At 67.0% G+C, this 18,552-nt stretch carries 18 protein-coding genes; 4 read left to right on the top strand and 14 right to left on the bottom strand.

The window, feature by feature from the left end; all coding sequences use genetic code 11:
- Window positions 1-134 precede the first annotated feature (134 nt).
- Window positions 135-1,823, top strand: a complete 1,689-nt coding sequence (locus ACQR2C_RS17110; protein ID WP_316180336.1) for an adenylate/guanylate cyclase domain-containing protein — start codon at window positions 135-137, stop codon at window positions 1,821-1,823.
- An 85-nt stretch (window positions 1,824-1,908) separates the two neighbouring features.
- Here ACQR2C_RS17110 and ACQR2C_RS17115 read toward each other — a convergent pair whose 3' ends face one another.
- From ACQR2C_RS17115 to obgE, 11 genes are all read right to left on the bottom strand, one after another.
- A complete protein-coding gene (locus ACQR2C_RS17115) occupies window positions 1,909-2,415 on the bottom strand; it encodes an RNA pyrophosphohydrolase (protein WP_316180337.1) in 507 nt (168 codons plus the stop codon).
- A 141-nt stretch (window positions 2,416-2,556) separates the two neighbouring features.
- The gene (locus tag ACQR2C_RS17120) at window positions 2,557-3,063 is read right to left on the bottom strand and encodes an RNA pyrophosphohydrolase (protein ID WP_316180339.1); all 507 of its coding nucleotides are present in this window, start codon (window positions 3,061-3,063) and stop codon (window positions 2,557-2,559) included.
- Between the two features lie 88 nt (window positions 3,064-3,151).
- On the bottom strand, window positions 3,152-4,372 hold the full coding sequence (locus ACQR2C_RS17125; protein ID WP_434881674.1) for a divergent polysaccharide deacetylase family protein: 1,221 nt from the start codon (window positions 4,370-4,372) through the stop codon (window positions 3,152-3,154).
- A 182-nt stretch (window positions 4,373-4,554) separates the two neighbouring features.
- Window positions 4,555-5,907, bottom strand: coding sequence for a S41 family peptidase (locus ACQR2C_RS17130; RefSeq protein WP_315715943.1), 1,353 nt, complete (start codon window positions 5,905-5,907; stop codon window positions 4,555-4,557).
- Entirely contained in the window at window positions 5,904-7,274 is a 1,371-nt protein-coding gene (locus ACQR2C_RS17135) for a murein hydrolase activator EnvC family protein (RefSeq protein WP_315800685.1), read from the bottom strand. Before ACQR2C_RS17135 ends, ACQR2C_RS17130 begins: the two co-directional genes overlap by 4 nt.
- Before the next feature lie 33 nt (window positions 7,275-7,307).
- On the bottom strand, window positions 7,308-7,790 hold the full coding sequence (gene rlmH / locus ACQR2C_RS17140) for a 23S rRNA (pseudouridine(1915)-N(3))-methyltransferase RlmH (protein ID WP_315800684.1): 483 nt from the start codon (window positions 7,788-7,790) through the stop codon (window positions 7,308-7,310).
- A gap of 56 nt (window positions 7,791-7,846) precedes the next feature.
- Window positions 7,847-8,203: a ribosome silencing factor gene (gene rsfS, locus ACQR2C_RS17145; protein WP_316180344.1), complete on the bottom strand. Its 357-nt coding sequence runs from the start codon at window positions 8,201-8,203 to the stop codon at window positions 7,847-7,849.
- Between the two features lie 309 nt (window positions 8,204-8,512).
- A complete protein-coding gene (locus ACQR2C_RS17150; RefSeq protein WP_315800924.1) occupies window positions 8,513-9,136 on the bottom strand; it encodes a nicotinate-nucleotide adenylyltransferase in 624 nt (207 codons plus the stop codon).
- Between the two features lie 63 nt (window positions 9,137-9,199).
- Window positions 9,200-10,489: a glutamate-5-semialdehyde dehydrogenase gene (locus tag ACQR2C_RS17155; protein WP_316238517.1), complete on the bottom strand. Its 1,290-nt coding sequence runs from the start codon at window positions 10,487-10,489 to the stop codon at window positions 9,200-9,202.
- A 74-nt stretch (window positions 10,490-10,563) separates the two neighbouring features.
- A complete protein-coding gene (gene proB / locus ACQR2C_RS17160; RefSeq protein WP_315800923.1) occupies window positions 10,564-11,700 on the bottom strand; it encodes a glutamate 5-kinase in 1,137 nt (378 codons plus the stop codon).
- A gap of 317 nt (window positions 11,701-12,017) precedes the next feature.
- Complete coding sequence (obgE, locus tag ACQR2C_RS17165) at window positions 12,018-13,088, bottom strand: GTPase ObgE (protein ID WP_315800681.1); 1,071 nt, start codon at window positions 13,086-13,088, stop codon at window positions 12,018-12,020.
- Between the two features lie 201 nt (window positions 13,089-13,289).
- Here obgE and ACQR2C_RS17170 point away from each other — a divergent pair, with 201 nt between their 5' ends.
- Window positions 13,290-14,207, top strand: coding sequence for a DMT family transporter (locus ACQR2C_RS17170; RefSeq protein WP_315800680.1), 918 nt, complete (start codon window positions 13,290-13,292; stop codon window positions 14,205-14,207).
- 162 nt (window positions 14,208-14,369) lie between these two features.
- Here the strand turns inward: ACQR2C_RS17170 and ACQR2C_RS17175 are convergent, their stop codons facing one another.
- From ACQR2C_RS17175 to rplU, 3 genes are all read right to left on the bottom strand, one after another.
- The gene (locus ACQR2C_RS17175) at window positions 14,370-14,960 is read right to left on the bottom strand and encodes a GNAT family N-acetyltransferase (protein ID WP_316215531.1); all 591 of its coding nucleotides are present in this window, start codon (window positions 14,958-14,960) and stop codon (window positions 14,370-14,372) included.
- 142 nt (window positions 14,961-15,102) lie between these two features.
- Entirely contained in the window at window positions 15,103-15,372 is a 270-nt protein-coding gene (gene rpmA, locus ACQR2C_RS17180; protein WP_315715952.1) for a 50S ribosomal protein L27, read from the bottom strand.
- A gap of 139 nt (window positions 15,373-15,511) precedes the next feature.
- A complete protein-coding gene (gene rplU, locus ACQR2C_RS17185; protein ID WP_035648644.1) occupies window positions 15,512-15,895 on the bottom strand; it encodes a 50S ribosomal protein L21 in 384 nt (127 codons plus the stop codon).
- A 349-nt stretch (window positions 15,896-16,244) separates the two neighbouring features.
- Here rplU and ACQR2C_RS17190 point away from each other — a divergent pair, with 349 nt between their 5' ends.
- Window positions 16,245-17,384: an ROK family protein gene (locus tag ACQR2C_RS17190; protein ID WP_316180353.1), complete on the top strand. Its 1,140-nt coding sequence runs from the start codon at window positions 16,245-16,247 to the stop codon at window positions 17,382-17,384.
- A gap of 473 nt (window positions 17,385-17,857) precedes the next feature.
- Entirely contained in the window at window positions 17,858-18,514 is a 657-nt protein-coding gene (locus ACQR2C_RS17195) for an outer membrane protein (RefSeq protein WP_409997874.1), read from the top strand.
- Window positions 18,515-18,552 lie beyond the last annotated feature (38 nt).

Raw genomic sequence — 18,552 nt, forward strand, 5'->3', positions numbered from 1 at the left:
ATGGCCGGGCTCTGCCCGGCCATTTTCGTTTGGGGCTCGAACGTCGTGCGCCGGTCGATGACTACTTCAAGGGGCCGGTTGCATGCTCACCGATCTGACGGCATGCTCCCGGCCGATCCAGCGGGCGCGGTGACATGGCAGGACAGATCGTCTTGAAACGCAAGATCGCGGCGATTTTCGCCGCCGATATCGCCGGCTATTCGCGCCTGGTCGCGGAGGATGAAGAAGAAACGCTACGGCGACTGGCGGCCTATCGCGAGGTCGTTGACGACTTCATCGCGCGCGCCGGCGGCCGCATCTTCAACACCGCCGGCGATGCGGTGCTCGCGGAATTCCCCAGCGCGGTCGAAGCGGTGCGTTGCGCGATCGACATCCAGGAGAGCCTGCGCACGCGCAACATGGCCTATCCGCCGAGCCGGCAGATGAGCTATCGCATCGGCATCACCATCGGCGACGTCGTCGAGCGCGACGGCGATCTGCTCGGCGACGGCGTCAACATTGCAGCGCGCCTCGAGGGCCTCGCCGACGTCGGCGGCATCTGCATCTCGCGCGCCGTCCATGAGCAGGTTGCCAACAAGCTGTCGGTGCAGTTCGCCGACATGGGCGCGCGGGAGGTCAAGAACATCCCCACCCCGGTGCACGCCTTTCGCGTGGCGATGCGCCGCGAGGACGGCACCTACGCGCCGCCGGAAGAAAAGAAAGCCGCCCGCGGCGGCGGGCTCCGCATGATCTGGCGAATTACGGCCGCCCTGGTTGCGCTCGGCGCGGTCGGGGTCGGGACCGAGCTCTACCTGGATTATCGCGATCCGCATCCCGCGCAGCGCGATGCCGCCAAGGCGGCGGCGGAAGCGTTGGCCCGGCTGTCGGCCACGCCGGCTTCGCCGTCCTCGGTCCCGTCTTCATCTCCATCCCCCGCGCCGACGCAGTCATCCGTCGCCATGCAGCCGGCCGACTCGCCGCAGCCGCAACAGTCGCCCTCGCCTTCATCCTCTGTCGCTGCCGAGAAGTTTGCACCTGAAGCCGTGCCGTTCGTGAGCGAGCGGACTCGCATTGCGCTGGCGCGCGACTACGTGCCGGCGCCCGAGCACAAGGCGTTCGCGACCACGATCAACGGCGTCAGCGCCTACGTCACCGGGCAGGCGAGCGACGACGCGGCGAAGTCGGCCGCGCTGGAGCAGTGCCAGCAGCGCGCGGACAACGCGAACGGACCGCGCAAATGCGAGCTCTACGCCGTTGGTGACAATGTCGTCTACGTGCACAGCAAGCCGCCGTTGCCGCCGCAGCCCTGGGTGCGCCACGACCCGCTGACCGAACGCGCCTTCAGCGCGGCCGAGATGCCGCTGGTGCGTGATACCGGCCGCGCCCGGCTCGAAGCGAACTACGGGACGGCGCGACGGACCAAGGCGATCGCGCTCGGGCCCGGTGGCCAGTTCTTCTACAGCGTCGGCGGCGACCTCGTCGACGACGTGGTTCGGCGCAATCTGGAAGCCTGCGGCGCTCAGGCGGGAACCGCCTGCATCATCGTTGCGCTCGACGATGCCTTCGTGGTGCCGATACCGACCGTGATGAAAGCCACCGGCTTCTTCCACGCGGCCATCCATCAGGCGATCGCCCCGGAGGCGCGCGAGGAGGTGGCGCGGCGCCTCGAGGCCGCGACGTCGGGCTGGAATGCAGTCGCGGTCGGAACGGCCGGCCACCCCGGCTTCAGCCTCAATGGCGACCGTGAGGAGACGGCGATCGGCGGCGCGCTGGCCGACTGCGCCACGCGCGACAGCGACTGCCGGGTGATTGCGATCGGGCCGTTCACGGTCGAGGACAATTGAGCCGGCGAACTCTCTCGACATCGCTGTTCCGAGGCGCGCTGAGCGCGAGATCGGAATGACGCAGAGCCTCACTCTTCGACGTGGATCAGTCGCCAGCTTCGGTGAGATGCGCAAAGGCCTCCGCCACCGCACGATAGACCTCGCGGCGGAACGGCACCACCAAGTCCGGCACGCGCGCGAGCTGCTCCCAGCGCCAGGCGTCGAACTCGGCCGGCTGGCCGTTGCGCGGCGTCACCGGATCGATGTCGGCCTCCCGGCCGGTGAAGCGCATCGCGAACCACTTCTGGCGCTGGCCGCGAAAGCGCGCGAGCCGGTGGTTGGGATCCTCGAATGGCGGAAATTCGTAGGTCAGCCAGTCGGTCTCGGCCAGGATATCGGCGTCGCGGATGCCGGTCTCCTCCCACAGCTCGCGCCGCGCCGCCGCCTGCAGATCCTCGCCGGGGTCGACGCCGCCCTGCGGCATTTGCCATTCGAGGCCGGGAAGGACGATCTCCGGTCCGTCGTCGCGGAATCGGCGCCCCAGGAACACGAGCCCTTCGGCATTGAGCAGGGCGATCCCGACGTTCGGACGATAGGGTCTGGTCTCGGTCATCCTCGAATCCATGAGCTGTCGTTCGCATAGCAGCGCACCATGGCGGCATCGTCGCGACGCACCTGCAGAGATTCCCTGCAGCCCGTGCGCAGATGCGGACTAGCGGCTGTCGGGTATCGCGTCGAGGGCGCGGATCGTGATTCAATCGCCGGCGAGCGGCGCGAATTCCTGGACCACGCGCTCATAGACCGGTCGCTTGAACGGCACGATCAGCCCCGGCAGGTTCTTCATCGGCTCCCAGCGCCAGCTGACGAATTCCGCCTTGTGGTGGCCGCCGCCGGGCCGCTCGACGTCGATCTCGGCATCGGATCCGGTGAAGCGCAGCGCGAACCATTTCTGGCGCTGGCCGCGATAGCGCCCCTTCCAGGCGCGGCCCGCGACCGTGCGCGGAATGTCGTAGGTCAGCCAGTCGCCGACCTCGGCCAGCTTCTCGACGGAGCGCACGCTGGTCTCTTCATACAGCTCGCGCTTGGCCGCCTCCCAGGCATCCTCGCCGGGATCGACGCCGCCCTGCGGCATCTGCCAGACATGGGTGTCGTCGACATGCTCGATCCCGCCGGCGCGGCGACCGATGAAAACCAGCCCCTCCGAATTGATCAGCATAATGCCGACGCAGGTGCGGTAAGGCAGGTCCTCGTAGCGCGTCATTCCGGTCTCGGCCTTCCTGCGGGGACCCTGCGCCTCGCTGCGCAGGCCTCACGCTGTCACGTCGCCAGTCGGGCCGGCGCACGTTCGTTCAGTTCGATTTTGATTTCAGCATCGCGGTTGTCAATGGCACCAGCAGAATGCCCTTGCGGTCGAGCCCCTTGATCCAGGTGGCGATGCGGTCGATCGAGACTGGCAGCGCCGAGGCGGTCCCGACGGCGACGCCACGTTCCTTGGCCAGGCTTTCGAGCTTGGCGAGCGCATTGTCGATCTCGACCGGGGTCGGCACCGCGTCGATGGTGACGTCGCCCTTCGCGAACGGCATCGCGAGCCCCGTGGCGAGTGACGCCGCCACGCTGCGCGGGGCTGCGCCATCGTCGAACAGGGCCAGGCCGCGCTTGGCGGCCTCGTTCACGATCGGCTGCATCGCCGCTTCCGTTGCGACGAAGCGCGCACCCATGAAGTTGCCGATGCCGACGTAACCCTGCAGCCGGCTCATGTGCCAGAACAACCGGTCGATGTTCTGGTCCGGTCCGAGTGTGGCGAGCAGCGTCTGCGGACCCGGATCGTTGTCGGGATAGTCGTAGGGCTCCATCGGGACCTGCAACAGGATCTCGTGGCGCTGCGCCCGGGCGCGCTCGGCGAGTTTGGTCGGATCGGAGCCATAGGGCGTGAAGGCCAGGGTGACCGCGGGCGGCAGCTTCATGATCGCGTCCGCCGTCTTGGCGGCGCCGACGCCGAGACCGCCGATCACGATCGCGACGGCCGGCATGCGCGCCGCCTTGGCGCGGTCGGCCTCGGCCGCATAGGCGGTGAACGGCTTCAGCCCGTCGGCCATCACTGGGATCATGCCGTAGCGCGACTTCTCCAGCAGCCGCGGGTCGACGCCGGGCATCTGGCTCGCAGCCGGCGTGGCCGATCCAGGCTCTGCCGTCTCGCCACCGGCACCGATCGCGACCTCCTGGCGGGCGCCGCTGGAGCCGTCGATGATGGTGACCGTCTTGCGCTCGCCGCCCTCCTGCTTGGCCGCGGGGGCCGCGCCGTGGTCGGCCTTTGCGTCTGGCTTGCCATCCGGCTTGGCGGTAGCCTTGTCGTCGGCGGGCTTTGCGCCCTCGTTGATCGCGACGCGGGCGATCGGCTCGCCACCGAGTGGATTGTCGTTGAACATCGCAAAGCCGGCAAACGCGACCAGGAACAGCCCCAGCAGCATCGCAAGGGCCTGCAGGGCCGTGAAGGGAAGCCGAACGCGGCGCCTGCGACGCTTTTCCGTCTGTCCGAGCGGGGCGCTCAGTTCGTCGGCCGTCTCTGTCATCGAAATTCCCGAATCAATCGGGTCGACGATACCACGGCAGGGATTCGGACGCAGGGCCAGTGTCCGAAAGCCCGTAGATCGGCGGAGCCGCAAACGAGAAGCCGTCCAAAAAACAAAGGGCGGCCTGGAGGCCGCCCTTCAAACCCACTTCGCGTCTGTCGGCTGCCGCTCCGGCGGCGGCCTCAGTTTGCCGCCTTGGCCGGCTTGTCGGCCGCGGCCTTTTCGGTCGGCGCCGGGGTGTTGGCGCTGTTCTTGATGCCATGGAGCAGGTCGGCAGCCATTTTGAGCGCCTTGTCGTCCTTGGTGTCCGGCGGCACGTAGGACTGCGAGCCGGTCTTCTCGTCGCCGTCGTTCTTCAGATGGCCGCGCAGCGACGCCTCGCCCTTGGTGTCGGTGCGCGATTTCAGCTCATCCGGCACGTCCTGCAGCACCTCGATGTCGGGCACGATGCCCTTGGCCTGGATCGATTTGCCCGACGGCGTGTAGTAGCGCGCGGTGGTCAGCCGCAGCGCGCCGTTGCCGGCGCCGAGCGGGATGATGGTCTGCACCGAGCCCTTGCCGAACGAGCGGGTGCCGACCAGCGTCGCGCGCTTGTGGTCCTGCAGCGCGCCGGCCACGATCTCCGACGCCGACGCCGAGCCGCCATTGATCAGCACGATGACCGGCTTGCCCTTGGTGAGGTCGCCGGCATGTGCCGCGCGGCGCTGCGTCTCCTCGGCATTGCGGCCGCGGGTCGAGACGATCTCGCCGCGCTCCAGGAACGCGTCGGAGACGGTGACCGCCTCCTCGAGCAGGCCGCCCGGGTTGTTGCGCAGGTCGATGATGTAGCCCTTCAGCTTGTCACCGATCTGGTTCTGCAGGTCGGCGATGCTCTTCTTCAGGCCCTCGGTGGTCTGCTCGTTGAAGGTGGTGATGCGGATATAGGCGATGTCGTCGCTCTCGGTGCGCGAGCGCACCGAACGGACGCGGATGTTGTCGCGGGTCAGCGTCACGTCCAGCGGATTGTCGGCGCCCTTGCGCACGACCTTCAGCTTGATCTTGGTGCCGACCGGGCCGCGCATCTTCTCGACCGCCTGGTTGAGGGTCAGGCCCTGCACGGCTTCGTCGTCGAGATTGGTGATGATGTCGTTGGCCTGGATGCCTGCCTTCGAGGCCGGCGTATCGTCGATCGGCGACACCACCTTGATCAGGCCGTCTTCCATCGTCACCTCGATGCCGAGGCCGCCGAACTCGCCGCGGGTCTGCACCTGCATGTCGCGGAAGCTCTTCGCATCCATGTAGCTCGAATGCGGATCGAGGCCCGAGAGCATGCCGCTGATCGCGGACTCGACCAGCTTCGAATCGTCGGGCTTCTCGACATAATCGCTGCGCACCCGCTCGAACACGTCGCCGAACAGGTTGAGCTGGCGATAGGTATCGGCGGTCGCGGCGCGCGCCGTCGATCCCATCAACACCGCGCGCGGTTGCGAGACGAACAGGGTCAATGCCGCACCGGTGGCCGCGCTCAGGAGAATTACCGAAGTCTTACGCATCATCCGCGTACCTTTTCGCCTTCATTTGCGGCCCACCATGGGCCTGGATCGATTGGAGTGCCGTCCTTACGGAACTCGACATAGAGCACTGGTTGACTCGCGTTGGTAGCGAGAATGGAGGCAACCTGGGAGCTGTTACCCATGATCGCGACCGGCTCTCCCGTCTGAACAAACTGCCCGATGTTGACGGAAATGCGCTCCATCCCGGCGATCAGGACATGATACCCGCCACCGGCGTTGAGGATCAAGAGTTGTCCGTAGCTACGGAAGGGACCCGCATACACAACCCAGCCATCACACGGGGTTGTGACCTGAGCTCCTGGCCGGGTTGCCAAAGAAATGCCTTTATCCGAGCCGCCGGCACCGTCCGATGCGCCAAATTCGCGGATTTTGGTGCCGTTGACAGGAAACGCCAGCATGCCCTTGGTCGAGGCGAACGCGATCGCGGGCGCCTTGCGGCCTGGGTTGCGCAGCGCATTCGCGTCCGGCTTGCTGTTGACCGGCACCCCCTGCAGGCTCGCCGTCGACGCAGCCTTGGCCGCGCTCTTGAGGTCCAGCTCCATCGTCGTGATCAGCCCCTGCAGCGAGTCGATCTGCTGGGCCAGCACGGCGGCGCGCGCGCTTTCGGCTTCCATGTCCTTTTCGGCCGAGCTCTGCTTGCGCTGGCGTTCCTCCACCAGGGCCGCGAGACGGGTCTGATCGGTGCGCAGCCTGTCGCGGTCGCCGGCGAGCTTGTCGCGTTCGCTGGCGATCGTCTTGCGGATGGCGACGAGCTCGCCGAGATCGGTCGAGAGCTTTTCGGCTCGGCTTCGCATCTCGGGGATCACCGAGCCCAGCAGCATCGCGGTCCGCAGGGATTGCAGCGCATCCTCGGGACGGACGAGCAGGGCCGGCGGGGTGCGGCGGCCGGCGCGCTGCAGTGCGGCAAGAACCTCGATGATCTCGGTCCGCCGCGTTTCCAGCGACGTCCGCAGATCCTGCTCGCGGCCGTCGAGCCCGCGCAGCCGCGTTTCGGCCTCGGCAACGCGCACTTCGACGCTCCGCACCTGCGCCGCGACGTCGATCAGTTGCTGGTTGAGCTTGCCGCGATCCTCGCCGAGCGCGGCGATGTCGGCCTTCAGCCGCTCCTGGGCCTCAGCGGCGGCCTTCTGGGCCGCGCGGGCGGCCTCGAGCTCCTGTTCGCGCTGCTTCAACTGCTCCGGGGTGGCCGGCGTCGGTGATGCCGTACCGGGGATGGAGGGCCGGAGTCCGCTCTGCGCCAGCGCCGGACATCCGGAGAACACCACAACGAGCGCGATGAGCGACGCACGGCAGGACTGGCCGCCGCGGGCAGGTCTTGGGGAGCAGGAGAGGGGCCGCGCAGCGAACATCGAGGTCCTTATTGTGCTCCCATCGTCCCTTGTTCAAGCGCGGTGATAGGGGTGACCGGCAAGGATCGTAGCAGTACGGTAAATCTGCTCGAGCAGCAGGACGCGGACGATTTGGTGCGGCCAGGTGGCGGCGCCAAACGCAACCCCGAGCTTGGCTCTGCGCCGCAAATCGGGCGAAAGTCCGTCGGCACCGCCGATTGCGAAGACGGCAGCCGGAATGCCTTCGTCCCGCCAGCGCCCAAGATAACCCGCAAAGGTTGTGCTGTCGACATTCCGGCCACGCTCGTCGAGGCAGACGAGCACGGACTTGTCCGGGACCGCCGCCGATATCGCGGCGGCCTCCTCGGTCATGCGTGTCGCCGCATCGCGCGCGCGGCTTTCCGGGATTTCATGGATGTCGAGGCCGCGAAAGCCGAGCTTTCGGCCGATGTCGTCGAAACGCTCGCGGTAGCGCTCCGCGAGCTCCCGCTCGGGACCCTGCTTCAACCGGCCGATGGCGACCACGATCAGGCGCATGCGCACGGACTAGCACGTGCGCGCCACGATTCGCATCCGCCGCGGCGTGGGGCCGCCTAGACCGCCTTGGCCGGGTTCGGCCCTTGAGTCCACAATCGCTCGAGATTGTAGAACTCGCGAACCTCGGGTCGGAACACGTGCACGATCACGTCGCCGGAATCGATCAGCACCCAATCGCAATTGGGCAGGCCCTCGATGTGGAGCTTCTTGGTGCCGGCTTCCTTCAGGCCCTTGGCGACGTTTTCCGCGATCGACCCGACGTGCCGGTTCGAGCGGCCCGTGGTGATGACCATGTAGTCGGAATAGGCCGATTTGCCGTGAAGATCGATCGTGATCGTCTCCTCCGCCTTCATGTCTTCGAGGCGGGAGAGGATCGTGCGCAGGGTCTTGTCGGCGTCGGGTTGCGCCTGCAAGGCCGCATCTTGGGTCGACGTCTTACGCGCTGACTTGGCTGTCGCCGACTTGGTAGTCGTTGCCTTCGTCTTGGGTAAGGCCGACTGGGACAATACAGATGTGGTCAGGGACCATTCCTTTCACTGTATCGCAGGCCGAATCCAACCCGGCCTGCTGACCATACTAGGCATGTGGGGTTAATGGTTTCAACAATCCAGTACCCCGGTCGTCCGGCCCGACAGCGTCGACGCCGTCCCGCTTCGGACCGTAGCGGGGACGGAAAGTTCCATGCATATCCGGTGCCGCGCGCGATGGGAATGCGCGGCCATTCAGAACGACTTCCAACTGCCGTCCGGGTTCCTCAGCCCAGTCGAGGACAGGCTGAGCTTCAGGCCGGTGAGGTAGACCCAGGCTGGAGCGGCGCGGTCGGCCAGACGGCTGGCTTGCGCTTCCGGTATACGATACCGCGCTAGGGCGCGTGCGGCGGGCGCGTTCAGGGCGCGGAAGCTGCGGGGCGGACGATCGACCACAGCCATCGGCACCTGGGCCGCGATGTGCTGCCACTTCTGCCAGCGATGGAACTGCGCGAGATTGTCGGCGCCCATGATCCACACGAAGCGCAGGCGGGAGGCACGCCGGCGCAGATAATCGATCGTGTCGGCAGTGTAGCGAGTGCCGATGACGGATTCGAGACAGCTGATCTCGATGCGCGGATCGGCGGCGACCTTGCGCGCCGCTTCGGCGCGTTCGGCCAGCGCATGCAGCCCGCCATTGTTCTTGAGCGGATTCCCCGGCGTGACCAGCCACCAGACACGGTCGAGCTGCAGCCGCTTCAGCGCGAACAGGCTGATCGCGCGGTGCGCCTGGTGCGGCGGATTGAACGAGCCGCCGAGCAGGCCGATGCGCATGCCGTCACTGTAGGGCGGCAGCGCCTGGCGGATCGCAAGGCGCATGGCTGTGGTGTCGGTCACGGCTGCCCCCTGCTGCTCGTGCGACTCAACCACAAGATGCGGCCGTCATGGCCGCGTCTGCCCGGTGCCGTGGATCCGGTATTTGAAGCTGGTGAGCTGCTCGACGCCGACTGGGCCGCGCGCATGGAATTTGCCGGTGGCGATGCCGATCTCGGCGCCAAAACCAAATTCGCCGCCGTCGGCGAACTGGGTCGAGGCGTTGTGCAGCACGATCGCCGAGTCGACCTCGTTGAGGAACTTGTCGGCGGCCGCATTGTCGTCGGTGACGATCGCATCGGTATGATGCGAGCCATGCGCGTGGATGTGAGCGATCGCGCCATCGACGCCGTCGACGACCCTCGCGGCGATGATGGCGTCGAGATATTCGGTGTCCCAATCCTCGTTGCTGGCCGGCTTCACCCGCGCATCCGCCGCGCGCACGGCATCGTCGCCACGCACCTCGCAGCCGGCGCCGATCAGCAGGTCGACCAGCGGCTTGATCTTGTCCTGCGAGGCGCGATCGATCAGCAAGGTCTCGGCCGCGCCGCACACGCCGGTGCGGCGCATCTTGGCGTTCAGCACGATCGACTTGGCCATCTCCAGGTCGGCGGCGCCATCGACATAGACGTGGTTCACGCCTTCGAGATGCGCGAACACCGGCACGCGCGCCTCGGCCTCGACGCGCGCGACCAGGCTCTTGCCGCCACGCGGCACGATCACGTCGACACCGCCGTTCAGGCCCGACAGCAGCAGCCCGACGGCCGCGCGGTCGCGCGTCGGCACCAGCGTGATCGCGGCCTCCGGCAGGCCCGCCTCGCGCAGGCCCTCCACCAGGCATTCATGGATGGCGCGGCAGGAGCGGAACGAGTCCGAGCCGCCGCGCAGGATCACGGCATTGCCGGACTTCAGGCAGAGCACGCCGGCGTCGGCCGCGACGTTGGGGCGGCTCTCGAAGATCACGGCGATCACGCCCAGCGGCACCCGCACGCGTTCGATGGTCATGCCGTTCGGCCGCTGCCAGCTCTCGGTGACCACGCCGACCGGATCGGCGACGCCACGTACCACGGCGATGCCGTCGGCCATCGCAGCGACGCGGGCCGGGGTCAATGTCAGGCGATCAAGGAAGGACGAGGTCATGCCGGCCGCCTTGGCGTCGGCGACGTCCTCGGCATTGGCGGCGATGATGGCGTCGGCGCGGGCGCGGATCCGCCGCTCCATCGCCTCCAGCGCGCGGTTCTTCTGCTCGGCCGGCGCCAGCGACAGCACACGCGCCGCCGCACGGGCGCGCTTGGCGAGATCGTTCATCAGCTGGGGCAGATCGGCGCTGCCGTCGATAGCCTTGAGAGGCGCGGTCATGGGCGGTTCAACCTTGAATTAAGGCTCTCCAGTAGCACGGAAAGCGGCCATTTGCGAACGTCGGCGGCGGGGCTCTAGGCCGGCCCCACGCCCGCCGGGCCGATCACCAGATCGTCGCGATGGATCATCTCCGCTCGTCCCGACACGCCGAGAATGATTGCGACATCAGGCGAGGAGCGGCCCTTGATGCGCTCGGCGTCATCGGCGTCGTAGGCGATGAGGCCGCGGCCGATCTCGTGGGTGTCGGGCCCGCGCACCACCACCGCGTCGCCGCGGGCAAACTGTCCCTCGACCTTGATCACGCCGGCCGGCAGCAGGCTCTTGCCGGCGCGCAGGGCGTTGACCGCACCGGCGTCGATCGTCAGCGTGCCCTTCGGCTCCAGCGAGCCGGCGATCCAGCGTTTTCGCGAGGTGACCGGATTGGCCGGGGTCAGGAACCAGGTGCAGCGGCCGCCATTGGCGATCGCCGCCAGCGGATGCTCGATCTTGCCGGAGGCGATCAGCATGTGGGTGCCGCCGGTGGTCGCGATCTTCGCGGCCTCGATCTTGGTCTTCATGCCGCCGCGGGACAGTTCGGATGCCGCGCTGCCGGCCATCGCCTCGATGTCGGCGGTGATGCTCTCGACCACGGGGATCAGCCGGGCGTTGGGATCCTGCGCGGGCGGCGCGGTGTAGAGGCCGTCGATGTCCGACAGCAGCACCAGCAGGTCGGCGCTGGCCATGGTGGCGACGCGGGCGGCGAGACGGTCATTGTCCCCGTAGCGGATTTCGGCGGTGGCGACCGTATCGTTCTCGTTGATGACAGGCACCGCGCGCCATTCCAGCAGTTTGGCGATCGTCGAGCGCGCGTTGAGATAGCGGCGGCGCTCCTCGGTGTCCTGCAGGGTCACCAGGATCTGGCCGGCGCCGATGCCATGGGCGCCGAGCACCTCCGACCAGATCCGCGCCAGCGCGATCTGGCCGACCGCGGCCGCCGCCTGGCTCTCCTCCAGCTTCAATGGTCCCCGCGGCAGCTTCAGCCGGCTGCGGCCGAGCGCGATCGAGCCCGACGACACCACCAGCAGCTCGCAGCCGCGGCCATGCAGCCGGGCGATGTCGGCGGCCAGCGCCGTCAGCCAGGAGGCGCGGACTTCGCCGGCCTCGGAATCGACCAGCAGCGACGAGCCGACCTTGACGACGATGCGGCGGAAATTTTCGAGACGGGGTGCCATGGTGAATTCGGTCAAGTCAGCTGCCATGGGCGGACTCTCAAGATCGAGTGGAGCTGGCGCCACGAAAGGTGGTGCGCTCCCCTCCCTTTTGCGGGGAGGGGTCGGGGGTGGGGGTCCACACGGCAAGACCGCCGCCGGGGCACCCCCCTCCCCAACCCTCCCCCACAAGGGGGGAGGGAGTGCACCGATCTCTAGGCGATCGCTTGCAAACAACCTTGAGCGAATGCCGGTCGGCAGTCCTTCAGAGGTAAGATACGAATTTGGTGCTGCGACATATGCGCCGGGCTCAGTCCGCAGCGCAAGGTTCGGTTCGAGCCTCAGCCCTGCGGTGGCACCGGGGCCGCCCACGGCTCCTCGGTCGCAGCATTCTCGACCGCGTTCTTGGCCTTGTTGGAGACCGGCGACTCCCCAACGACGTCGGCGAGCTTGCGCAGGGCTTCCTTGACGCCTTCGCCCGTGGCGCCGGAGATCAGCAGCGGCGTCTTCTTGGCGGCGCGCTTCAGCCGGTCTCTCTGCTTCTTCAGCTCGTCCGGGTCGACCGCGTCGATCTTGTTCAGCGCGACGATCTCGATCTTGTCGGTCAGCTCGCCGCCATAGGCTTCGAGCTCGTGCCGCACGGTCTTGTAGGCCTTGCCGGCGTGCTCGCAGGTGGCGTCGACCAGATGCAGCAGCACGCGGCAGCGCTCGACATGGCCGAGGAAGCGGTCGCCGAGGCCGGCGCCCTCATGCGCGCCCTCGATCAGGCCGGGAATGTCGGCCAGCACGAATTCGCGGCCGTCGGAATTCACGACGCCGAGCTGCGGATGCAGGGTGGTGAACGGATAATCGGCGATCTTCGGCTTGGCGGCCGAGACCTTGGACAGGAAGGTCGACTTGCCGGCATTCGGCAGCCCGACCAGGCCGGCATCGGCGATCAGCTTCATGCGCAGCCAGATCCAGCGCTCCTCGCCGGGCTGACCGGGATTGGCGTTGCGCGGCGCCCGGTTGGTCGGCGACTTGAAGTGCGCGTTGCCGAAGCCGCCATTGCCGCCCTCGGCCAGCACGAACCGTTCGCCGACCGCGGTAAAGTCGTGGATCAGCGTCTCGCGGTCCTCGTCGAAGATCTGGGTGCCGACGGGAACCTTGAGCACCACGGACTTGCCGCCGGCGCCATGGCGGTCCTTGCCCATGCCGTTCTCGCCCTTCTGGGCCTTGAAATGCTGCTGGTAGCGGTAGTCGATCAGGGTGTTGAGTCCATCGACAGCCTCGATGATCACGTCGCCGCCGCGGCCGCCATTGCCGCCGTTCGGCCCACCGAACTCGATGAACTTCTCGCGCCGGAACGCAACGCAACCGTTGCCGCCGTCGCCGGAGCGCACATAGACCTTGGCTTCATCGAGGAATTTCATGATGCGCCCTACGTAGGCGAGGCGGGTCCCCACGGCAACCGCGGAATGGGTTTAATTCGGCCCGAAGCCTTAATTTCGAGCGGTAAAGCCGCGCTGCGCACGACTTGGACAAGCGTTGCGCAGGGGTTGCGGCAGGGCTGCGTCACGCTTTCGGCGGAAGGGCTGGAGCCACCGCGGTCGGGCTGATAAGGCAGCCTCGTCATGAGCGTGCTGTCCCGAATCTCCACCGCCAACGATGAGCGCTCGGCGCGGCTCGCCGGCATCGGCCTGATGCTGCTGTCGATCGCGATGTTCTCGTTCGGCGATGCCTTGGGCAAGTTCCTGGTCTCGACCTATGCCGTCGGCCAGCTGCTGTGGCTGCGCGCCTGTGCGGCCCTGCTCTTGCTCGCACCGTTCATCTGGCGCAACCGCGCCGCGTTCCTGCAGCTCGAGCGTCCCTGGCTGCAGCTGGTGCGCGTGATCCTGTCGACGTTGGAGGTGGCGGCGTTCTTCCTCGCCACCGTCTATCTGCCGCTCGCCGACGTCATCACCTACTATCTCGCCGGCCCCATCTTCGTCACCGCGCTGTCGGCGCTGGTGCTGCGCGAGCATGTCGGCTGGCGGCGCTGGACCGCGATCCTGATCGGCTTCTGCGGCGTGCTGATTGCGCTGCGGCCCTCGGCGCAGACCTTCAGCCTGCCGGCCTTGATCGCGCTCGGCGGCAGTCTGTCGTTCGCGGTGCTGATGCTGATCACGCGTTCGCTGCGCTCGACGCCCGACATCGTGATGGCGTCGTCGCAGTTCGTCGGGACCTTCCTGCTCGGCGCCGCGATGTCCTCGTTCGGCTGGGTGACGCCGACACCCGGCAGCCTGGTGCTGTTCGCCGCCGCCGGTCTCATCTCGGTGACCGCTCTCTTCTGCGTCAACCGCTCGCTGAAGCTGGCCCCGGCTTCGGTCGTCGTGCCTTATCAGTACACGATGATCGTCTGGGCCGTGCTGTTCGGCTTCGTCGTGTTCGGCGATGTGCCGCACCCGGCGACCATCATCGGCGCCATCATCATCATCGGCGCGGGGCTGTACATCTACTTGCGCGAACGCAGCCTGGGGCAGGGACAGGGTGCGGTGAATCCCCCGGTGTAGCGGCGTTCACCGCCGTCGTCCCGGCCTCGAGCCGGGACCCAGACTCCGTGCGGCCTGTGGTGGAGAAGGCTGTGGCTCCAGCGTGATCCCACCACCGATTTCGGTGGCTATGGGTCCCGGCTCGAGGCCGGGACGACACGAGTGATGGAGCGGTCGCCTCGGCTAAATCCGCCGCCCCGCATTGGCCCAGGCCTTCAGCGACGACCAGACCCCACGGGTCAGGCGGAAGGCGTCGATGGGCGCCGAGGAGCCGATCACCTCGAAGCGGTGCAGCTCGACGCCGGTCCATTGGAAGCCGCACTTTTCGAGGATGTTGCGCGAGGCTGGGTTGCTGACGCGGGCGTGCCCGATCAGCACATTGTCCTCGCTCGTCTCGAAGAAATGGTCGATCGCGGCGCGCGCGGCTTCGGTGCCGAAGCCGCGGCCCCGATGCGCAACGCCGAGCCAGTAGCCGAGCTCGGCGCGGCCTGTTGCTGGTCGATTGATCCCGACCATCCCGATCGGCGTGTCGAGGTGCTCGATCAGGAAGGCGGTCTCACCCGTCTGCTCCAGCCCGCGAACGAAGCGAGCGGCATCGACCTCCGAATAGGGATGCGGCAGGCGGCGGGTATTCTCGGCGATAACACGGTCGTCGGCGAGCCGGGCGATGGCTGTCACGTCCGCGAGCACCGGCGCCCGCAGCGTCAGCCGGGGGGTCTCGAGGACGCAAGGTCTCGCCTCGCGCAAGGTGGGGGTGGTGATGTCCTGCAGCATGTCGGGCTCCATCGACGCTTCGGGATCAGTTTCGGATCAGCGAAAATGAAAAGGGGAGGCCGGTTGTCCCGCCTCCCCTGGAGCCATCTGGCGCTCCGCCGGTTCATCAGGACCCGGCGGACGCGTATCGTTCCACCGTATTCTATTCAGCAGCCTCGGCGGCTACCGGACGCACCGAAATGAACGTGCGGTTGGCGCGGGCATGGAATTCGACGACGCCGTCGATTTTCGCGAAGATCGTGTGATCCGTGCCCATGCCGACGTTGAGGCCGGGATGCCAGGTGGTGCCGCGCTGACGCGCAATGATGTTGCCGGGAATCACGCGCTCGCCGCCGAACGCCTTGATGCCGAGGCGCTTGCCCTTGGAGTCGCGTCCGTTGCGGGATGAACCGCCTGCCTTTTTGTGAGCCATCGCTCGTCTCCGATCTCTTGCGATCACCTTTAGCGCGATTCCGCTAAGGGATCATTCACATTTGCAACCTGCGCGGACAAAAAATCCACGCGCGATGAGGTTCAAGCCGGTGCGGCGCGCGAGACGCGCGCCGGCACGCTTACTCCGCGGCGTCGGCCGCCGGGGCTTCCGCCTTGGCCTTCTTCGGGCGCGGGCCCTTGGTCGGCTTGGCGTTGTCGGTCAGGATCTCAGAGACGCGGATCAAGGTCAGCTCGTCACGGTAGCCGCGCTTGCGGCGGGAATTCTTGCGGCGGCGCTTCTTGAACGCGATGACCTTGGGGCCGCGCTTATGGTCCAGCACCTCGACGGCCACGGACGCGCCGGCCACCGCAGGGATGCCCAGCACCGGCGTATCGCCGCCGACCACCAGCACCTCGTTCAGCTGCACGATCGTCCCGGGCTCACCGTCGATCTTGCCAATCTCGAGCACATCATCCGGGGCGACGCGGTATTGCTTGCCGCCGGTTTTGATGACTGCGAACATCGTTCTCATCCTTCGTGTTCGATCCCGGCCTCAGAGCGCGATGGCCCCGGGTCGGCTTCTTGTTCAGTCGTTATGGTTCATGGAGTCCGGCCCGATCGGGGCCGGCAGTTACGCCCGAGGCTTTGACGCCTCCGAAAAGAGCGCAACGACAAACGGCGCAGGAACGCCCGCGCCGGTCGATCGGGCGCTTATAGCGGGGTGAGCCGGCGAGTCAAGGTGAATGGACGGTTGCCGGCCGGACGGATGCCCGGCCCCCCGGCCGCTATTCGCTCGACCCGGCGCACCGGACCCGCAACCAACTGTTCCCTCCGCCGTTGTCCGAGCCCAACGCACAACAGGGCAGGATCATATGGCCGACGACGTCATGACCACCACGGGCATCGCCCGCCACGGCGCCGCGCGGCTGCCGTCGGTCGAGATCGACAGCTTCAACATCGAGCTCAAGGACGAGGACGGCTTCCTCGGCGACCGCGCCTCCAAGGGCGCCTTCCGCAAGATCCTGGAGCGCTGGCGCAAGCCGTTGCGCAAGTCCGGCAAGGACCCGTTCGGTGACGAGGACAGCGAGACCATCAGCAAGAAGACTCTGGATGCGATCCTGGTCGGCGACGACACCGAGGCCTCGGCCGTCGTGCATTCCGCGATCGAGGAGTTCGCCCAGGAGCTTGCCCATGTCACCCGCCGCTTCCTGCGCACCAAGGCCTGGGCCAAGACCGAATGCATCGTGGTCGGCGGCGGTTTTCGCGATTCCCGGCTCGGCGAGCTGGCGATCGCGCGCACCGAGATCATCCTCAAGGACGAGGGCTTTGGCGTCGAGCTGGAGCCGATCCGCTATCATCCCGACGATGCCGGCCTGATCGGCGCACTGCATCTGGCGCCGTCGTGGATCTTCGAGGCCCATGACAGCATCCTCGCCGTCGACATCGGCGGCACCAACATCCGCTGCGGCGTCGTCGAGACCGCCTGGAAGAAGTCGCCGGATCTGTCGAAAGCGTCGGTGTGGAAGTCCGATCTCTGGCGCCATGCCGATGACGAGCCCACGCGGGAAGGTGCGGTCAAGCGGCTCGCCAAGATGCTGAAGGGGCTGATCGAGGAGGCTGACACCGAGGGCCTCAAGCTTGCGCCTTTCATCGGCATCGCCTGTCCCGGCGTCATCAACGAGGACGGCTCGATCGAAAAGGGCGCGCAGAACCTGCCGGGCAATTGGGAGAGCAGCAAGTTCAACCTGCCGGCCAGCCTGGTCGAGGCGATCCCGATGATCGGCGACCACGACACCGCGGTGCTGATGCACAATGACGGCGTCGTGCAGGGGCTCTCCGAGGTGCCGTTCATGCAGGAGTTCGAGCGCTGGGGCGTGCTGACCATCGGCACCGGCCTGGGCAATGCCCGCTTCACCAACCGCCGCAAGGAGAACGGCCGCAAGGACAAGGACGACAAGTCCAAGGAGGACAAGGCCGACGACAAGAAGGCGGCCAAGAAGAAGAAGGATTGAGCATTGACGCGGCCGCACCGTGTCTGCCAGGGCCTGACGGGATGGCAATGTTGCGCTGCAGCAGGGGTGTCTCCCGGCGCCAGGACATGCGGAAAACCGCCGTACAACCAGTCGGATGGGATGGAACCCGGTAACCTTGACTGGTTAGGTTAAGGAACGGTTCGCATTGCGATGCACGCGCAGATGGCCCAGGGTCGCCGGTGTCGCTCAGGCCGGCCGGATTGACCCCCGTCTCTTCCGTCGGTTTCCCCAAGATGTAGCGACACGGGACCGCCGGTATGTGTCAGCGTACGGCGGTCCCACCTTTGTCCCTGACCTCCCGTCGCCGGCCGCCGCGCCGACCGCAGGCAGAAATCGCCATCGATATCACGCAGATCTATTTACAAACCGACTAGTCGGTTTATAAATCAGTGTCCCAAATGCGGTGGGATTTTGACGGCGCAATCTCGCGCCGGATGGAGTGTGAGGACATGATGATCGGACGCGCGAGATACGGGATGGCCGCCATGGCGCTGGCGGCGCTGGGCTGCGGCGGGGCGGAGGCGGCGGACCTGGCGGCGACTTCCTACAAGGCGCCGGCCTATGCGGCCGCACCGGCGCCGTTCTCCTGGACCGGCTTCTATGCCGGCGCCAATGTCGGCGGCGCCTTCACCGGAAACGACTCCTTCACGAACGCCGCCGGCGGCAATGGCGGCAAGCTGTCCGGCGTGATCGGCGGCGGGCAGGCCGGCTACAACTACCAGATCTCGCCGATGTTCGTGGTCGGCATCGAGAACGATCTCGAATTCACCGGCCTCTCGCGCAAGGGCGACGTCGTCAATCCGGCCGTCAGCATGCCCTGGCTCACCTCCGGCCGCGCACGCGCCGGCATCGCGGTGCTCGACCAGCGCCTGTGGCTGTATGGTACGGCGGGTCTTGCGGCGGGCGAGTTGAAGGACGGGCCGATCCACAAGATGAAGATGGGCTGGACCGCGGGCGCTGGCGCCGAATGGGCGTTCCAGCCGAAATGGTCGGCGAAGCTCGAATATCTCTACACTGACCTCAAGCACGACGACCTGCCGGACTGGCGGGCGGCCAAGATCCACTCCGTGCGGGTCGGCTTGAACTACCATTTCGACCTGTTCCGCTGACGGGCGCTGCGCAGACCATCGGGTTCGACGGCCCGCGT

This window comes from Bradyrhizobium sp. HKCCYLRH3061, assembly GCF_051168015.1.
GTDB lineage: Bacteria > Pseudomonadota > Alphaproteobacteria > Rhizobiales > Xanthobacteraceae > Bradyrhizobium.